Genomic DNA, 15503 nt, shown 5'->3' on the forward strand with positions numbered 1-15503 from the left:
ATGGCAAAAGTAGCGCCCAGGGAAGGGTTTACAGCGCCCTCGCGGGGCTTGGGCCCGGAAAGGCTCATCGCTTCTGCCAGTCAATTGAGAAAGTCGCTCCAGAAAGGAGCGTGGCTTCTGGTCTGCCCAAGCAATGAAGAGAGCCCCCATGACCGATGTGAACCACTGGATCGCTGGCGAGCGCCCGGCCGGCGACCGTACGCTCGACGTCTTCAACCCCGCCACCGGCGAGGCCGTGCGCCGCGTGACGCTGGGCGATACCGCCACCGTGGCGCGCGCCATCGAGGCCGCTCGCGAGGCCCAGCCGGCCTGGCGCGATCTGCCGCCGGCCAAGCGCGCCCAGGTGATGTTCCGCTTCAAGACGCTGCTTGAGCGTGACGCCGACGAGATCTGCCAGCTGGTCGCCGAAGAGCACGGCAAGGTGCTCGAGGACGCCATGGGCGAGCTCAAGCGCGGCATCGAGAACGTCGAGTACGCCTGCGGCGTGCCGGAGCTGCTCAAGGGCGAGTACTCCCACAACGCCGGGCCGGGCATCGATACCTGGTCCAACCACCAGCCGCTGGGCATCGTGGCCGGCATCACGCCGTTCAACTTCCCGGCCATGGTGCCGCTGTGGATGTACCCGATGGCCATCGCCTGCGGCAACGCCTTCATCCTCAAGCCCTCGGAGCAGGTGCCCTCGACCGCGATCAAGATGGCCGAGCTGCTCGACGAGGCCGGCCTGCCGCGCGGCATCTTCAGCGTGGTCCACGGCGACCGCGAGACCGTGGAGGCGCTGATCGACGCGCCGGACGTGAAGGCGCTGTCGTTCGTGGGCTCCACGCCGGTGGCCAGGAGCATCTATCGCCGCGGCGCCGAGAACGGCAAGCGCGTGCAGGCCTTGGGCGGGGCCAAGAACCACGCCATCGTGCTGCCCGACGCCGACCTGGACAACGCCGCCAGCACCCTGATCGGGGCGGCCTTCGGCAGCGCCGGCGAGCGCTGCATGGCGATCTCGGTGGCGGTCTGCGTGGGCGACGAGACCGCCGATGCCCTGGTCGGCAAGCTCGCCGATCAGGCCCGCACCCTGAAGATCGGCCCCGGCACCGAGAAGGGGCTGGACATGGGTGCGCTGGTCAACGCCGGCCATCGCGACAGGGTCGCCGGCTATATCGAGCGGGGCGAGCAGGCCGGCGCCGAGCTGGTGGTCGACGGCCGTGAGCATCCGCTGGTCGAGGGATCAAAGGGCTACTTCCTGGGCGCGACCCTGTTCGACCGGGTGACGCCGGCGATGGACATCTATCGCGACGAGATCTTCGGACCGGTACTGTGCGTGGTGCGCGTCGAGACCTTCGAGGAGGCCATCGCGCTGATCAACGCCCACCAGTACGGTAACGGCACCTGCGTGTTCACCCGTGATGGCGAGGCCGGTCGCCGCTTCAGTGATGCCATCGAGGTCGGCATGGTCGGCATCAACGTGCCGCTGCCGGTGCCGGTGGCCTTCCACAGCTTCGGCGGCTGGAAAGAATCGCTGTTCGGTGACCTGCACGCCTACGGCCCCGACGCGGTGCGCTTCTACACCCGCCGCAAGGCCGTGTCCCAGCGCTGGCCGCAGCGCGCCCAGCAGGAGAGCGCCCAGTTCAACTTCCCCTCGAACTGAGCGTGACAAACTGACCGTCTCCAACCGAGCGTGTCGAACTGACCGTCTCTAACCGAGCGTGACAAACGATCTGTCTCGCTCCGATCGCGCCCGCCCCGTTGCCACAACGAGGCGGGCGCGCCGCGTTGTGCCGGCGGCTTGTCCGGCGTCATGGGAGGCATCTTCCAGGCGCTGCTAGGCTGTCGTCATGGACCGATCACCGGGGTGCCATGACGGCATGAATGGATCGCCCGCCACCGAGCCCGCCGAACAGGCCGATACGCTGACGCCGCTGACGCTCAAGCGCGTCGGCATCGACACCTATCGCGAGAACGTGGCCTACATGCACCGCGAGTGCGACCGCTACCGGGCCGAGGGATTCCAGGCCCTGGCCAAGGTGGAGGTGCGCGCCGACGGCCGGCGTATCCTGGCCACGCTCAACGTGGTCGACGACGCGGCCATCGTCGGCTGCGGCGAGCTCGGCCTCTCCGAGGATGCCTTCGCCTCGCTGGACGCGGCGGAGGGCTGCCCGGTCAGCATCCGCCAGGCCGAGCCGCCGGCCTCGATTCCCGCCATGCACCGCAAGCTCGCCGGCGAGCGCCTGACCCGCGACGACTTCCGCGGCATCATCCGCGACATCGCCGAACGGCGCTATTCCAAGATCGAGCTCACTGCCTTCGTGGTCGCCTGCGACCTGGGCGAGCTCGACCGCGAGGAAGTGTTCTATCTCAGCGACGCCATGAGCCGGGTGGGGCGGCGGCTGGACTGGCACGAGCAGCCGGTGGTCGACAAGCACTGCATCGGCGGCGTGCCCGGCAATCGCACCTCGATGCTGCTGGTGCCGATCGTCGCCGCCCATGGCCTGCTGTGCCCCAAGACCTCGTCCCGGGCGATCACCTCGCCCTCCGGCACCGCCGATACCATGGAGGTGCTGGCGCGGGTCGACATGCCCTTCGACGAGCTGGGTGAGCTGGTGCGTACTCACCGCGGTTGCCTGGCCTGGGGCGGCACCAGCGAGCTGTCGCCCGCGGATGACGTGCTGATCTCGGTGGAGCGACCGCTGTCGGTGGACTCGCCGGGCCAGATGGTGGCCTCGATCCTGTCCAAGAAGATCGCCGCCGGCTCGACCCATCTGCTGCTCGACCTGCCCATCGGACCCCACGCCAAGGTGCGCTCCATGCCCGAGGCCCATCGGCTGCGCAAGCTGTTCGAGTTCGTGGCCCGGCGCCTGGGCCTGACGCTGGACGTGGTGATCACCGATGGCAGCCAGCCGGTGGGGCGCGGCATCGGCCCCGCCCTGGAGGCTCGGGACGTGATGCGAGTGCTCACCAACCATTCCGAAGCGCCCATGGACCTGCGCCAGAAGGCGCTGCGCCTGGCCGGGCGGATGCTGGAGTTCGACCCCGACGTGCGCGGCGGCGACGGCTTCGGGTTGGCGCGCGACATCCTCGACGACGGCCGCGCGCTCGACAAGATGCGGGCCATCATCCAGGCCCAGGGCGCGCACGCCTTCGATCCCGAGCATCCGCCGCTGGCACCGCATACCCTGGAAGTGACCGCTCACACCGGCGGCGCCGTGACCGCCCTGGACAACCTGCAGCTGGCGCGCATCGCCCGGCTCGCCGGGGCGCCGCGGGCGATCGGGGCCGGCGTCGATCTGGCGGTGCGCATCGGCGACACGGTGAACACCGGCCAGCCGCTGTATCGCGTCTACGCCGCCTCGCCCAACGAGCTGACCTTCGCCCGCCAGGCCTGCGAGCGCGATCGCGGCGTCGCCATCGGCTCGCCCGAGGGCATCGTGCGGCTCAATGTGGAAGGGTAACGGGAGGGATGGCGAGCCCATGAGCATCATGCTGCTCTACGTCAACGACGAGGCCGGCCCGGCCCGGCGGCTGGCCGAGGCTGCCGGACTCGAGGCCCGGGCCGTGGCGGAGCACCGCTTTCCCGATCAGGAGCTGCACCTGACGCTGCCCTTCGCCGGCACCGCCGCTTCCCCCGAGCCGATGCCGGAGACCCTGGTGATCTACCGCAGCCTCGACCGGCCCAACAACAAGCTGGTCGAGCTGCTGCTGATCGCCCGCCATGCCCGTCGTCAGGGCGTACGGCATCTGGTGCTGGTGGCGCCCTATCTGGCCTACATGCGCCAGGACATCGCCTTTCATCCCGGCGAGATCGTCAGCCAGGCGCTGGTCGGCGCCTTCCTGGCCGAGCTGTTCGACGCCGTGATCACCGTCGACCCGCATCTGCATCGTATCGACCGCCTCGACCAGGCGATCCCGCTCGAGCATGCCGTCGCACTGTCAGGCGCCGTCCGCCTCGGCGAGCTGATCGCCGCGCAGCGCGACGAGGCGCTGCTGATCGGCCCCGATGCCGAGTCGCGCCAGTGGGTGCAGCAGGCCGCCAGCGCCACGGGCTTCGCCTTCGGCGTCTGTCACAAGACCCGCCGCGGCGACCGCGAGGTGGTGATCGCGCTGCCCGATATCGCGCTGCGCGGCCGTCGAACGGTGCTGATGGACGACGTGGCCAGCACCGGCCACACCGTGGCCCGGGCCGCCGAGGCGCTGCTGGCCGCCGGCGCGGCGTCGGTGGACCTGGCGGTGACCCATGCGCTGTTCGCCGACGATGCCCTGGCGGTGATCGAGGCCGCCGGCGTGGGGGAGGTGTGGAGCACCGACTGCATCGTCCATGTCAGCAACGCCATTCCCATGGCGCCGCTGCTGGCGCCGGCGCTGGCGAACGTGCTGGGTTCTCTGTACTAGCTGGCGGCGCCCTTGATGAGCTGGCGGCGCCCCGACGAGAGGGCGGGACTCGATCAGCGTGCGGCGCAGGTGTCGGGGTGACGCCAACTTTTCCTGACAAAGCAGTACGTTACGAAGCCTTGCTGACAAAGCCGAAAAATGCCGTGATTTCCGGGGGATGCTTCCGGCATGGAAGCATTGTGCCGAGGCCGTGGGCATGTTTCTTTCAGGGAAATGACGGTTCGATGGTGATAGAGGGCGATGGACATGATGAGCGGTGCCATGCTGATGGCCGTGGTGGCACTGGCCATGGGCGTCTCGGCCCTGGGGGTCTTCTGGTATCTGCGCCGAGACCGCGCCGAGACATCCGGCGAGCCGACGCCCGCGCCGGCGGCCAAGCCCGAGTCGCCGCCTGAACCCGCTTCGGCGTCCAGTGGCCCGACGCTCCCCGAGCCCGAGCAGGTGGCCGAGCGCTTTCGCGTCGCCAAGGGCGCTGAGGTGCGCCAGTGCCTGTTCGTGGTGCTCGACTGGCCGGGGCTCGATACCAATCGGCGTCTCCGGCGCAAGCTGGAGGAGGTCGGGGCGGCCTACGATCCGAAGCAGCGGGTCTACAACGTCCATCCGCCGCGCACCGGCTATCGCATGGTGATCGCCAACAGCACGCCGCCCGGCGCGCTGCCGCCGCTTCACGAGGACGGTGAGCATCCGGTGGTCGACGGCATCTCCATCCTGGTGCATTTTCGCAACAAGCGGCGGGTCGCCCACAGTCCCGATGCGCTGATCGACTTCACCCGCTCGGTGGCCGCGCTGGGCGGCAGGATCCTCGATGCCGAGCGTCAGGAAGTCGGCGACGAGGAGTTCGAACAGCTGCGACGCGCCGCTCCCTGAGACCTTCCCCATCGTCCAAGGAGATGTGCATGGCGCTATTCGATCGCGACCGGCGCGAGGAAAACCCGCGCACCCGCCGGCTCTACGCCCTCTGGGAGCTGATCTACACCTTCGTCGACTTCGGCGCCGCGGCTGCCTTCCTGGTCGGCTCGGTGCTGTTCCTCTACGAGAGCCAGCAGACGCTGGCGACCTGGTGCTTCATCGTCGGCTCGGCGCTGTTCGCCTTCAAGCCCACCATCCGCACCGTGCGCGACGTCAAGCTGGCGTCCATGGGTGACGTGGAAGACCTGGAGCGGGAAGGTCGCCGGGACTGAGCCGCCGGCGGCTTTCCTCAGCGCCAGCGGTGCCCGCCGCGACGTCGGGTCGGGATCGGGCGCCGAAGCGGCATGACCTCGTCGGTATCGCCGAACGGGGCATGTGGCGCGTCGTCGATCTCGGCCAGCCGGTGGATGCGTGCCGCGGTGGACGGATGAGTGCGCAGCCAGGCGATCTCCAGCGGCGGGCGACGCCCGAACAGGCTTGCCAGCCAGCCGCTGCGCTGACGCTCCAGTACCACCAGCGCCGAGGCGAGACCCGCCGGATCGCCGGTGAGCGCCACGGCCTCCATGTCGGCGGTGTATTCGCGATTGCGCGACAGCGCCAGTGATAGCAGCACGCTGAGCGTCGGCGCCACGGCGATCGTCAGCAGGGTGAGCCAGGGCAGGGAGCCCTCGCCGGACAGCATCATCGGCAGGCTGATCAGGATCGCCAGCTGCACGGCCGTGGTCAGCCACAGCGTCATGCGGGTCATGGCCGTGGCGATCGACATCACCCGGGTGTCGCCGCGCCGCAGATGGCTCACTTCATGGGCCAGCACCCCGCCCAGCTCCCGCCGCGTCAACGAGCGCAGCAGGCCGTCGGTGACCGCGATGCCGCCGTCGTGGGGGCCGCCCACGGCGAAGGCGTTGATCTCCGCCGAGGGCGCATAGTAGAGCTGCGGCGCGATCGTCAGGCCGGCGCCGGCGTAGAGATGCCGGAGCAGCGCATGCACCTCCGGCGCCCGGGACGGCGGCAGCCGCTCGGCGCCGGCCCGGGCCAGGATCATCCGGGCCGGCATCCAGCTCATCATCACGGCCGTCACGATCACCGCCGAGAGGCTCATCAGCACGCCGCCCGGTCCCGCCAGCAGGTAGCCGGGCAGGGACAGCGTCAGCGTCAGGCCGCCCAGGATCAGCACCGTCTGCAGTCCGTTGAACAGGCGATGCCGGCCGAGTTCGTGTTCCAGCACCATGCCGCGTCTCCCGTCGTTGGCCCTTTCCCCTAAGGCTAGCCGCCACGCCCGCGGTTGCGGGACAGGAACCGACACAAACGTTGATCGGCGTCATCGTGGTGAGTGATCGCTCGCCTACGCTTGATGATGCGACCGGCAAGCGCGGTCGTCTCCCTGCCGGCGAGGACGACGGGCGATGGATCGAGCGCATGGAGGGATCGAGGGCAGCTGAGGGATCGAGGATGGCTGCCAAGGCCTCGCCGCGCATTCTTCTGCGTATCGACGGTATCGAGGTGCCACATCATGGCCGACAAGACATTTCAACAAGCCGCTTCCTCCCGCCCGGCCACCGGGGCCGATGAGCCGGAAGCCCGGGTCCCCGAGTCGCGTCCCGCCAGCCCGTTCCGCGAGCTGGATCGCCTGTTCGATGGCCTGCTGGCGCGGGACTGGATGCATCCGCTGCGCTGGGATCGTCTGGAGCCGCGGATGCCGCGGGTCGATATCCTCGACAAGGACGCCGAGGTGGTGGTGCGCGCCGAGGTTCCCGGGTTCGCTCGCGAGGATCTCGACGTCTCGGTGACCGACCGCACGGTCACCATCAAGGGCGAGAGCCGCAAGGAGAGCGGCACGAAGGAGGAGGGTGAGTACTATCGCTGCGAGATCTCCCGCGGCAGCGTGCTGCGCACCGTGGAACTGCCCTGCGACATCGACGCCGACAAGGCCGGGGCGAGCTTCCGCGACGGGGTGCTGGAGCTGACCCTGCCCAAGGTCAAGGAGGCGCATCGCCGCCGGCTCGACATCTCATCATGACGGCGGCGCCCGCCGGTGCCTCTCGGGCCGGCGGGCGCGATGCCATGGCCCGACGGAACCCTGGACGCCGAGGACGTGTCAGATGACACTCGATGCTGCCCGGCCTGCGCCGGCACCGTCCTCAACCGTATGATTCGAAGGAGAGAACATGCACAAGTCCCTGTCGCGAGCCCTGATGCCCCTGCTGGGGGCCGGCCTGCTGTCCGGCACCGCCCTGGCCAGTGATGCCGAGGCGCCGGAAGTCTACGGCTGGGTGGAGAAGACCCTGATCGACCCGAGCTGGGGCGTGGAAGTGAAGGCCAAGCTCGACAGCGGCGCCCTGACGTCCTCCATGCAGGCGGAGGACATCGAGGAGTTCGAGCGCGACGGCGAGGACTGGGTGCGCTTTGAGGTCGAGGTCGAGGACGAGGAGAGCGGCGAGATCGTCAGCCACGAATTCGAGCGTCAGCTCTATCGCGACCTTACCGTGGTCGGTGCCGGCGGCCGGGATCACCGCCCGGTGGTGCTGATGACGATCTGCATGGGCGACGAACGCTTCGAGGAGCAGTTCAGCCTCGAGGACCGCAGCGACATGAACTATCCGGTGCTGCTGGGACGCCGCACCATCCAGAGCCTCGGCCATCTCGACGTCACCGAGACCTTCCTGCAGTCGCCGAGCTGCGATGACGACTCGACGCTGCATCGTCATGCCGACAAGGAGTACGAGGACAAGATCGGCGTCTGAGGGCCGCCAGCCGCGAGCACGACGATCACGAGACGACATGCCAGAGGATATGGCCATGGAACACGCCACGCCCTTCGGGGCCCTGCTGGCCGAGCTGGAGAGTCTCGGCGAGCACCACGACCGGAGCGTCACGACGCCGGACGAGCGACTGCGCAACATCACCCGCGATACCGGCGAGTTCCTCGCCGTGCTGGTCCGGGCGACCGGGGCGCGGCGTATCCTCGAGATCGGTACCTCCAACGGCTACTCCACCCTGTGGCTGGCCGAGGCGGCCCGGGCGCTCGGCGGCCGGGTCACCACGGTGGAGTGGGCCGCCGGACGCTGGAGCATGGCCGGCGAACACTTCGCCCGGGCCGGGCTGGCGGACGTGATCGAATCGCTGCATGCCGAGGCCGGCCGGGTGCTCGACCGCGAGGCCCCGGCCTCGCGGGACCTGGTGTTCCTCGATGCCGACCGCGAGCGCTACGTCGACTGGTGGCCCGTGGTGCGCGAGACCCTGGCGCCGGGCGGGCTGCTGGTGGTGGACAACGCCACCTCCCACGCCGACGAGCTGGCGCCGTTCATCGATCTGGTGGAGGCGGACGATGACTTCACCACCAGCCTGGTGCCGGTGGGCAAGGGCGAGTTCCTGGCGACCCGGACCCCGGCGTCCGCGACCGCCTGACCCACCGCGCGCGTCTCACGATGAGGTTGCCATGCCAGAGGAACCGACGCTAAGGGTCTACTACGATGCGGTCTGCCCGACATGTCGCCGCGATCGGCGCCGCTACGAGCGAATGGCCGGCGAGGCGTCGGCAGTGGAATGGGTCGACGTCACCGCCAACCAGGCGCGCCTGCGCGAACGCGGCATCGATCCGAATGATGCCCTGCATTCCCTTCACGTCGAGGACGAGCACGGCCGGCTGTGTGACGGTCTCGACGCCTACCTCCTGCTGATGCGCCGGGTGCCGCGGCTGCGCCCGCTGGCGTGGCTGATCGGCCTGCCGCTGATCAATCCGGCGCTCGCCGTGGCCTATCGCCACGGGGTGCGCCGCCGCCTGCGCCGTCAGGGGCGGCGGTGAGCCGCCGCCGGGCGCCCGTCAGCGCGGTCGCCAGGCCGCCGGCAGATGCTCGACCAGATAGTCCATGAAGGCGTAGACCTTGGGCGTCAGCGCCAGCCGGTCGTCGACGCACAGATAGATATCCATCGGCTCCGACACCGCGCGGGTGTCGCTGCCGTCCCCTTCCTCCACGTCCACGAACAGCGGCACCAGGCGCCCCGCCGCGATGTGCGGGGCGGCGATGAAGTCCGCCAGCCGTGTGATGCCGCCGCCGGCCAGTGCCATGCTCGCCAGCACGTCGATATCGTCGCTGATCAGGGCGGCCCGGAAGTCCGCCTCGAAGCGTATCCCGTCACGAATGAAGCCCCAGCTCAGGAAGCGGCCGTCGGTGGGAAAGCGAAACACCAGGCAATCGTGGTCGCGCAGCGCCTCTGGGCTCTGCGGATGTCCGGCGCGGGCCAGGTACTCCGGCGAGGCGCAGAACAGGAAGGGGATGGAGGCGATGCGCCGCGCCACCAGTCCCTCCTCGAGCTGTGGCGTGAAGCGAATGCTGACGTCCACGTCCTCGTGGATGTGGTCCACGCGGCGGTCGGTGGTGAGCAGCTCCGGGGCCAGATGTGGATAGCGGGCGTTGAAGCCTGGCATCAGCGGTGCCAGCACGTGGCGGCCGAAGGCGGCGGTGGAGGTGATCCGCAGCCGCCCGCGCGGCTCGGCCTGCAGCGTGGAGACGGCACCGTGGGCGCGCTCCAGATCGCGGGCCACGTGTCGCACGTGCTGGTAGTAGAGCTCCCCGCTGTCGGTCAGCGACATGCGGCGGGTGGTGCGGGCCAGCAGCCGAGTGCCCACCGTGGCCTCGAGCCGCGCGATGGCCTGGCTGGCCGCGGCCGGGCTGATGCCGAGGCGCCGGGCACCACCGGCAATGCTGCCGGCCTCGACGGCCTTCACGAAGCTCTCGATGGCGCGCAGGGTATCCATTGGGTATATCTCGTAATGCAGGCATTGATTCGTCAATAAAGCTTTATAGTGAACCAAGGCCGGGGCGTCTACTGATGCCCCCTGTCCTTCCCTAGGCTGAAGGCGTTCGATTCACCGACAGAGGACAGCACCATGCCTTCACGCCCTACGCAGGACGCCGCCGGCGCGACACGCCGCCGTGGCGTGCCGACCCGCTTCGCGCCCGTGGTCTTCGCCTTCTACATGTCCGCGCTGATGACGCTGCTGATGAGCCTGGTGATCACCGCGGTGAACGGCGGCGTCGACGCCGGCTATCCCGCGGCGGTGGCTCAGGCCTACGTGCGGGCCGTGCCGGTGGCCTTCATCGGCGTGCTGAGCGTGCGGCCGCTGGTGGTGCGGCTGGTGGCCTGGACCCTGGCTGACGACGGCGCCCGCTGAGGGCGCCGCATCGCCGAGATCAGCCGTGCAGGCGCTCCAGATCCTCGACCAGCCGGCGGCAGATGCCGTCGAGGCTCTTGCGCTGGCCTTCCTGGACCAGCCGTCCCTCTTCGTCGAAGGCATCTCCGGCACCGGCCACGGCGAGTTGGTCCGGCAGTACCGTGACGCCGATGTTGCCGAGCAGCTGGCGGATCAATGCCAGGCCGCGCAGTCCGCCGAGCCCGCCCGGTGAGGCGGCCACCACGGCCGCCAGCCGACCCTGGAACAGCGCCAGGCCGCTGTCGCCCTGATGGGGGCGGGTCAGCCAGTCGATGGTGTTCTTGAGCAGCGGCGTGATGAAGCCGTTGTATTCCGGCGAGGCGATCAGCAGGCCCTGGTGCTCGGCGAGCTGCTCGCGCAGGGCCAGCGCCGACTCGGGCAGGCCGCTGGTCTCTTCCAGGTCACCGTCGTAGAGCGGCATCGGGTAGTCGGCCAGGTCGATGAGGGTCGGCCGGCCGCCGTGGGCCTCGATGCGTTCGGCGGCCAGCTTGGCCAGGCGCTTGTTGAACGAGCCCCGGCGGGCGCTGCCGGCGAAGACCAGGATGCGGGGGGACTGACTCATGGAAGACTCCTTCTGTGGGCATGTCTCAAGATAGGCGGCGTCGCCGGCCGCCTCGTCAACGGGCGCGCAGCTGACGTTCGAGCTGCTGCAGGCGCGGGTCGTTCGGGTGCTGGCGACGCAGCCGCTCCAGGGCCGACAGCGCCTGGGGAATCCGCCCCGCCGCGGCGTTCAGGTAGACGGCGGCGTAGAGCAGGTCCGGCGAGTCCGGTGCCAGTCGCAGGCCCTGTTCCAGCGCCGCCAGGGCCTGGGGCTTGTGGCCCAGCCGGTCGAGGATCAGGGCGCGGTTGTAGTGTGTTCGCACGTGCCCGGGGCGCCACTCGGTGGCCTTCGACAGCCACTCCAGGGCCTCGTCGAACTGCTGTGTCTCCGCCAGCGACAGGGCCAGCAGGTAGGCCAGGTGGCCGCGGTCGGTGCGGGGCATGTCGTCGAGGGCCAGCCCGTCCTCCAGCAGCCGGCGTGATGCCGCCGTGTCGCCGCCGCGCGAGTGGAGCGTGACCAGGTTGACCCGAGCCGGCAGGAAGTAGGGATCCATCGCCAGGGCCGCGCGGTACTGGTCGATGGCGTCGTCGCGCTCTCCGCTGCGCTCGAGCAGCACCGCCAGGCTCAGGCGGTTGCCCGGCAGGTCCGCATTGGCGCGCAGGCGGCGTTCGGTGTCCTCGCGGGCGGCGCGGTAGGCCTGGCGGCTCTCCTCGGGCAGCTCCATCGGCGAGATGCCGGCCAGGGCGCGCACGGCTTCGTCGCGGACCGCCCGCAGCGGGTCGTCGAGCAGCGGCAGCAGGCGCTCCATCCTGAGCGCGTCCGGGGCGCTGGCGAAGGCCGGCGCGGCGGCCGCGCGCACCCGGCCGCTGTCGTCGTCCAGCGCGGCCTCGAGGGTGGGCAGGGCCGGCGGCCCCATGTCCGCCAGGGCGTCGATGGCCGTGGCGCGCACGATGTCCGGCGTGTCGTCGTCCGCCGCCAGCCGCTGCAGGGGGCGGAGGGCGTCGTCGCGACCCTGGCGCGCGGCGGCGAAGACCTCGCCGTAGTGAGTGCCGCCTTGCTCGGTGCGGGCGAGGTCGCCGAACCAGTCCCTGATGCTGCCGGCCGCACGGTCGGGAGACATGCCGTCGTGGCAGCGGGTGCAGGCATCCGGACTGCCAGTGGCCTCGTTCAGGTCCGGGCGGGGCACGCGGAAGGCGTGATCGCGGCGCGGGTCCACCACCATGTAGGTGGTCTCCGGCATGTGGCAGTTCACGCACTGGGCGCCTTCGCTGCCGGGCCTGTGATGGTGGTGTTCGACGCTGTCGTAGTCGCCGGGTTCGAGCTCCGGGAAGCGGGGCGATTGAGCGGTGTTGTGGCACTGGGTGCAGAGTCCGTTGCCTTCGACCCGCACGCGGTTGGTGTGCGGGTCGTGGCAGTCGGTGCAGGTCACGCCTGCCTGGTACATCCTGCTCTGGGCGAAGGAGCCGTAGACGTAGACCTCGCCCTGGATCTGGCCGTCGGCATGATAGAGCCCCTCCGTCAGCAGGCTGGGCAGCGCGCTGTCGAGCAGCGGCTCGCCGTGGGCCGGGCCTGCCCCCAGAGTCGTGCGCCGGCTGTGGCAGCGGGCGCACTGGCCGACCATCTCCTGGCCGGACATGTCGTCGAGGTCCACGCCGAGGCCGATGTCCTCGGCGCTGTTCGACGTGCCCGGCGTGTCGCTGGAGGCGGCGCTCAATTCGGCGCTCGGGGCGGCCGCCGATGCGTCGTCCTGTGCCCAGGGCACGTCCTGGGCCCAGTCGAGGTGCGCCTGGCTCGGGCCGTGGCAGCTCTGGCAGCCGACGCTCTGCTCGTGCCAGGTGGTGTCGAAGACGTCCTCCACCGGGTCATAACCCTTCTGCAGGTTGGTGGAGTGGCAGTCGGCGCACATGGCGTTCCAGTTCTGGTAGCGGCCCTGCCAGTGCAGGGGATCGTCCGGGGTGAAGGTCTGGCCGGGATAGAGCGAAAACCAGCGCTGGCCCCCTTCCGCCGCCGAACGAGAGTCCCAGGCGATGGTCAGGCTCTGCAGTCGGCCACCGGGCATCGCGATCAGGTATTGCTGGAGGGGCTGGTAGCCGAAGGTATAGGCGATCTCGTGGGTGGCCTCGGGCTCGCCGGGGCCTTCGAGGGTGACCAGGAAACGCTCGCCCTGCCGGTGGAACAGAGCCTGGATCTCGCCTTCCTGGCCACTGTCGGTGAAGCGAGCATCCGCGAAGTCGCCGAGCACGTTGTCCGGCGTGGCGGGGCGCATGGCCCAGCCGTGGTCGGAATCCTTCCAGGCGTCATGTTCGGCCTGATGACAGCCGGCGCAGCTGCCTTCCGGCGCGTAGCCGTCGCCCTCGCTGGCCAGTCGCGGCGAGGCGGCCTGGGCGGCGCCTGCTATCAACAGGGTCAGCAGGCCGGTCAGCAGAAGGGCCGCCGCGGCGCTCGGGCGCAGGCAGCGATGGACGAAGACGGCGGTACGGGATGAGGCCTGGGTATTCAATGCGATGACATTCCCTGTGTCGTGGCGCCCCGGTGGCCAGCCACGGTGATCATCCTGTCGTGTCGGCAGCGTGACGTCCAGACGCGACACCGCCATGGCCACCCTCGGGTGGCCATGGCGGACGGCGAGGCCGGGTTACTGGATGGCCTTGTTCATGAACTCATCGACCACGTTGGACATGTCGAAGGAAGCGCCACCCTGTACCGGCGGATACTCGGCCAGCGAGGCCAGGTGCTCCTGCATCAGCACCGACATCGGCTGGATGAGCCACGAGACCTTCTGCATCAGGTGGCCGTAGCTGTCCGGCGAGTCGTAGCTTTCGTAAGGGTCCATGCGCAGGTTGAACACCAGCGGTACGGTCCGCGGCACCAGGTTGTCGTAGTAGTTCTCCTTGGTAGAGAAGTGGAACTTCCAGGGACCCATGCGTACCGCGGTGAGCTTGCTCTCGTAGTAGTGGAAGATATGGTCGCGATCGGACCGGTCCCGTTCGCCCATCCAGTAGGGCAGGTTATTGACGCCGTCGATGTATTGCTCCTTCTCGCTCATCATGCGCTCGGCGGGATCCTCGACGCCGGCCGCTACTGCCAGGCTGGTGAACATGTCCTGGTGGCCCTGGATGCCGTTCAGGACGCTGCCGGCGGGAATATGGTCGGGCCAGCGAATCATTGACGGAACTCGGACGCCGCCCTCGAAGGTGGTCATCTTCTCGCCGCGGAAGGGCGTGGTGCCGCCGTGCGGCCAGGAGCTGTGCTCGGGGCCGTTGTCGGTGGAGTACCAGACGATGGTGTTCCCGGCCAGTCCCTGCTCGTCCAGCCAGTCCAGCACCGTGCCGATGTCGTGATCGTGCTGCAGCATCCCCGAGCCGTGAATATCGGCCTCGGACGTGTGTTCCTCCGCGGCGTAGCGCCACTCGTCGTCGAGGTGCGTGTACAGATGCATGCGGCTGGTGTTCAGCCATACGAAGAAGGGATCGCCGGCGCTGCTGGCCTCCTCCATGAAGTCCAGGGCCAGGGGTATCACCTCGTCGGAGTCGAAATTCTCCATGCGCTCGCGGGTCAGCGGGCCGGTGTCCTCGATGGTCTGGGCGCCGATCACGCCGAAGCGCGGCATCTCCGTGTCGTCGAATTCCTCCGTGGCGAAGGTGTGGAGCACCCCACGGGTGCCGAACCGTTCCTCGTAGGCCTCCAGCGACCCGGAGAAGGCCTCGCCGAAGCGCTGGTAGTCACGCTGTTCGGATTCTTCCTGAGTGTTGAGATGATAGAGATTGCCGAAGAATTCATCGAAGCCGTGCATCGTTGGCAGATGCTCGTTGCGGTCGCCCAGGTGATTCTTGCCGAACTGGCCGGTGCGATAGCCTTCCGCCTTCAGCATCTCGGCGAGGCTCGGCGATTCGGTCTGAAGGCCCAGGGGCGAGCCGGGCTGGCCGACCGTGGTCATGCCCGAGCGGATCGGATATTGCCCAGTGAGGAAGGCGGCGCGCCCCGCGGTGCAGGACGGCTGGGCATAGTGGTCCGTGAACATTGCGCCTTCGTCGGCGATCCGGTCGATGTTCGGGGTCGAGTAGCCCATCACCGAGTGCTCGTAGGCCGAGAGGTTGCTCCAGCCGATGTCGTCGCCCCAGATCACCAGGATATTCGGAGGGCCCTCGCTGCCCTGCGTGTCCTGGGAGGCGTTTTCCTGCGCCCAGGCCGTACCGGTCATGGAGATCGCGAGCCCCGCTGCCACTATCCCTGACGTCGTGTGCTTCATGCATCACCCCCTTGTGGAATTATCCCGTGTGACTCGGGCATCCCCCGGGAATGCGTCGGCCACATGGCTAAAGTTAGTCGAAAGCGGGAGACTGGCAAGGCGGTTGATACGGAGCATTTTTCTCAGGAATTCTTTTTAAAACAAAAGGTTGTCGTTTTTCTTCGGAGCGGTCTGATGCCTGTCTCTTATACACATCTGACGCTGCCGACGATCTA

The 15503-nt window shown here is 68.9% G+C and carries 15 protein-coding genes; 10 read left to right on the forward strand and 5 right to left on the reverse strand.

What is annotated here, in order from left to right; translation table 11 throughout:
• The first annotated feature begins 148 nt into the window (after window positions 1–148).
• The 5 genes from C9J49_RS00145 (at window position 149) to C9J49_RS00165 (ending at window position 5558) form a co-directional block, all read left to right on the forward strand.
• Window positions 149–1639: a CoA-acylating methylmalonate-semialdehyde dehydrogenase gene (locus tag C9J49_RS00145; RefSeq protein WP_107181016.1), complete on the forward strand. Its 1491-nt coding sequence runs from the start codon at window positions 149–151 to the stop codon at window positions 1637–1639.
• Window positions 1640–1856: 217 nt separating this feature from the next.
• Window positions 1857–3440 carry a thymidine phosphorylase family protein gene (locus C9J49_RS00150; protein ID WP_107181017.1) on the forward strand — a complete coding sequence of 528 codons (1584 nt, stop codon included), beginning with the start codon at window positions 1857–1859 and terminating at the stop codon, window positions 3438–3440.
• 19 nt (window positions 3441–3459) lie between these two features.
• Window positions 3460–4377: a ribose-phosphate diphosphokinase gene (locus tag C9J49_RS00155; RefSeq protein ID WP_107181018.1), complete on the forward strand. Its 918-nt coding sequence runs from the start codon at window positions 3460–3462 to the stop codon at window positions 4375–4377.
• A gap of 246 nt (window positions 4378–4623) precedes the next feature.
• Window positions 4624–5244 (forward strand): cell division protein ZipA C-terminal FtsZ-binding domain-containing protein, encoded by a 621-nt coding sequence (locus C9J49_RS00160; RefSeq protein WP_181454218.1) that lies wholly within the window; start codon window positions 4624–4626, stop codon window positions 5242–5244.
• Window positions 5245–5273: 29 nt separating this feature from the next.
• Entirely contained in the window at window positions 5274–5558 is a 285-nt protein-coding gene (locus C9J49_RS00165; protein WP_107181019.1) for a YrhK family protein, read from the forward strand.
• A 17-nt stretch (window positions 5559–5575) separates the two neighbouring features.
• Here the strand turns inward: C9J49_RS00165 and C9J49_RS00170 are convergent, their stop codons facing one another.
• On the reverse strand, window positions 5576–6514 hold the full coding sequence (locus tag C9J49_RS00170; RefSeq protein ID WP_046077854.1) for a zinc metalloprotease HtpX: 939 nt from the start codon (window positions 6512–6514) through the stop codon (window positions 5576–5578).
• Between the two features lie 282 nt (window positions 6515–6796).
• Between C9J49_RS00170 and C9J49_RS00175 the strand changes: the two genes are divergently transcribed.
• The 4 genes from C9J49_RS00175 (at window position 6797) to C9J49_RS00190 (ending at window position 9088) form a co-directional block, all read left to right on the forward strand.
• A complete protein-coding gene (locus tag C9J49_RS00175; protein WP_107181020.1) occupies window positions 6797–7303 on the forward strand; it encodes an Hsp20/alpha crystallin family protein in 507 nt (168 codons plus the stop codon).
• A 148-nt stretch (window positions 7304–7451) separates the two neighbouring features.
• Window positions 7452–8027: an ATP-dependent zinc protease gene (locus C9J49_RS00180; RefSeq protein WP_046077855.1), complete on the forward strand. Its 576-nt coding sequence runs from the start codon at window positions 7452–7454 to the stop codon at window positions 8025–8027.
• Between the two features lie 37 nt (window positions 8028–8064).
• Complete coding sequence (locus tag C9J49_RS00185) at window positions 8065–8691, forward strand: O-methyltransferase (RefSeq protein WP_246124704.1); 627 nt, start codon at window positions 8065–8067, stop codon at window positions 8689–8691.
• 31 nt (window positions 8692–8722) lie between these two features.
• Complete coding sequence (locus tag C9J49_RS00190; protein ID WP_107181021.1) at window positions 8723–9088, forward strand: thiol-disulfide oxidoreductase DCC family protein; 366 nt, start codon at window positions 8723–8725, stop codon at window positions 9086–9088.
• An 18-nt stretch (window positions 9089–9106) separates the two neighbouring features.
• Here C9J49_RS00190 and C9J49_RS00195 read toward each other — a convergent pair whose 3' ends face one another.
• On the reverse strand, window positions 9107–10042 hold the full coding sequence (locus tag C9J49_RS00195) for a LysR family transcriptional regulator (protein ID WP_046077858.1): 936 nt from the start codon (window positions 10040–10042) through the stop codon (window positions 9107–9109).
• Between the two features lie 132 nt (window positions 10043–10174).
• Between C9J49_RS00195 and C9J49_RS00200 the strand changes: the two genes are divergently transcribed.
• Complete coding sequence (locus tag C9J49_RS00200; RefSeq protein ID WP_046077859.1) at window positions 10175–10459, forward strand: DUF2798 domain-containing protein; 285 nt, start codon at window positions 10175–10177, stop codon at window positions 10457–10459.
• Between the two features lie 19 nt (window positions 10460–10478).
• Here the strand turns inward: C9J49_RS00200 and C9J49_RS00205 are convergent, their stop codons facing one another.
• The 3 genes from C9J49_RS00205 to C9J49_RS00215 are packed head-to-tail and all read right to left on the reverse strand — an operon-like array spanning window position 10479 to window position 15288.
• The gene (locus C9J49_RS00205) at window positions 10479–11060 is read right to left on the reverse strand and encodes an NADPH-dependent FMN reductase (protein ID WP_035595910.1); all 582 of its coding nucleotides are present in this window, start codon (window positions 11058–11060) and stop codon (window positions 10479–10481) included.
• A gap of 55 nt (window positions 11061–11115) precedes the next feature.
• Window positions 11116–13635 carry a tetratricopeptide repeat protein gene (locus C9J49_RS00210; protein ID WP_107181022.1) on the reverse strand — a complete coding sequence of 840 codons (2520 nt, stop codon included), beginning with the start codon at window positions 13633–13635 and terminating at the stop codon, window positions 11116–11118.
• Window positions 13636–13674: 39 nt separating this feature from the next.
• Complete coding sequence (locus C9J49_RS00215; RefSeq protein WP_082090800.1) at window positions 13675–15288, reverse strand: arylsulfatase; 1614 nt, start codon at window positions 15286–15288, stop codon at window positions 13675–13677.
• Window positions 15289–15503: the final 215 nt, after the last annotated feature.

Source organism: Halomonas sp. SL1, assembly GCF_003030865.2.
Taxonomy (GTDB): domain Bacteria; phylum Pseudomonadota; class Gammaproteobacteria; order Pseudomonadales; family Halomonadaceae; genus Halomonas; species Halomonas halophila.

Excerpts from the sequence above, each read along its gene's own strand:
- C9J49_RS00145 (WP_107181016.1), top strand. The coding sequence starts at position 149 with ATGACCGATGTGAACCACTGGATCGCTGGCGAGCGCCCGGCCGGCGAC.
- C9J49_RS00150 (WP_107181017.1), top strand. The coding sequence starts at position 1,857 with ATGAATGGATCGCCCGCCACCGAGCCCGCCGAACAGGCCGATACGCTG.
- C9J49_RS00155 (WP_107181018.1), top strand. The coding sequence starts at position 3,460 with ATGAGCATCATGCTGCTCTACGTCAACGACGAGGCCGGCCCGGCCCGG.
- C9J49_RS00160 (WP_181454218.1), top strand. The coding sequence starts at position 4,624 with ATGATGAGCGGTGCCATGCTGATGGCCGTGGTGGCACTGGCCATGGGC.
- C9J49_RS00165 (WP_107181019.1), top strand. The coding sequence starts at position 5,274 with ATGGCGCTATTCGATCGCGACCGGCGCGAGGAAAACCCGCGCACCCGC.
- C9J49_RS00170 (WP_046077854.1), bottom strand. The coding sequence starts at position 6,514 with ATGGTGCTGGAACACGAACTCGGCCGGCATCGCCTGTTCAACGGACTG.
- C9J49_RS00175 (WP_107181020.1), top strand. The coding sequence starts at position 6,797 with ATGGCCGACAAGACATTTCAACAAGCCGCTTCCTCCCGCCCGGCCACC.
- C9J49_RS00180 (WP_046077855.1), top strand. The coding sequence starts at position 7,452 with ATGCACAAGTCCCTGTCGCGAGCCCTGATGCCCCTGCTGGGGGCCGGC.
- C9J49_RS00185 (WP_246124704.1), top strand. The coding sequence starts at position 8,065 with ATGCCAGAGGATATGGCCATGGAACACGCCACGCCCTTCGGGGCCCTG.
- C9J49_RS00190 (WP_107181021.1), top strand. The coding sequence starts at position 8,723 with ATGCCAGAGGAACCGACGCTAAGGGTCTACTACGATGCGGTCTGCCCG.
- C9J49_RS00195 (WP_046077858.1), bottom strand. The coding sequence starts at position 10,042 with ATGGATACCCTGCGCGCCATCGAGAGCTTCGTGAAGGCCGTCGAGGCC.
- C9J49_RS00200 (WP_046077859.1), top strand. The coding sequence starts at position 10,175 with ATGCCTTCACGCCCTACGCAGGACGCCGCCGGCGCGACACGCCGCCGT.
- C9J49_RS00205 (WP_035595910.1), bottom strand. The coding sequence starts at position 11,060 with ATGAGTCAGTCCCCCCGCATCCTGGTCTTCGCCGGCAGCGCCCGCCGG.
- C9J49_RS00210 (WP_107181022.1), bottom strand. The coding sequence starts at position 13,635 with ATGGCGGTGTCGCGTCTGGACGTCACGCTGCCGACACGACAGGATGAT.
- C9J49_RS00215 (WP_082090800.1), bottom strand. The coding sequence starts at position 15,288 with ATGAAGCACACGACGTCAGGGATAGTGGCAGCGGGGCTCGCGATCTCC.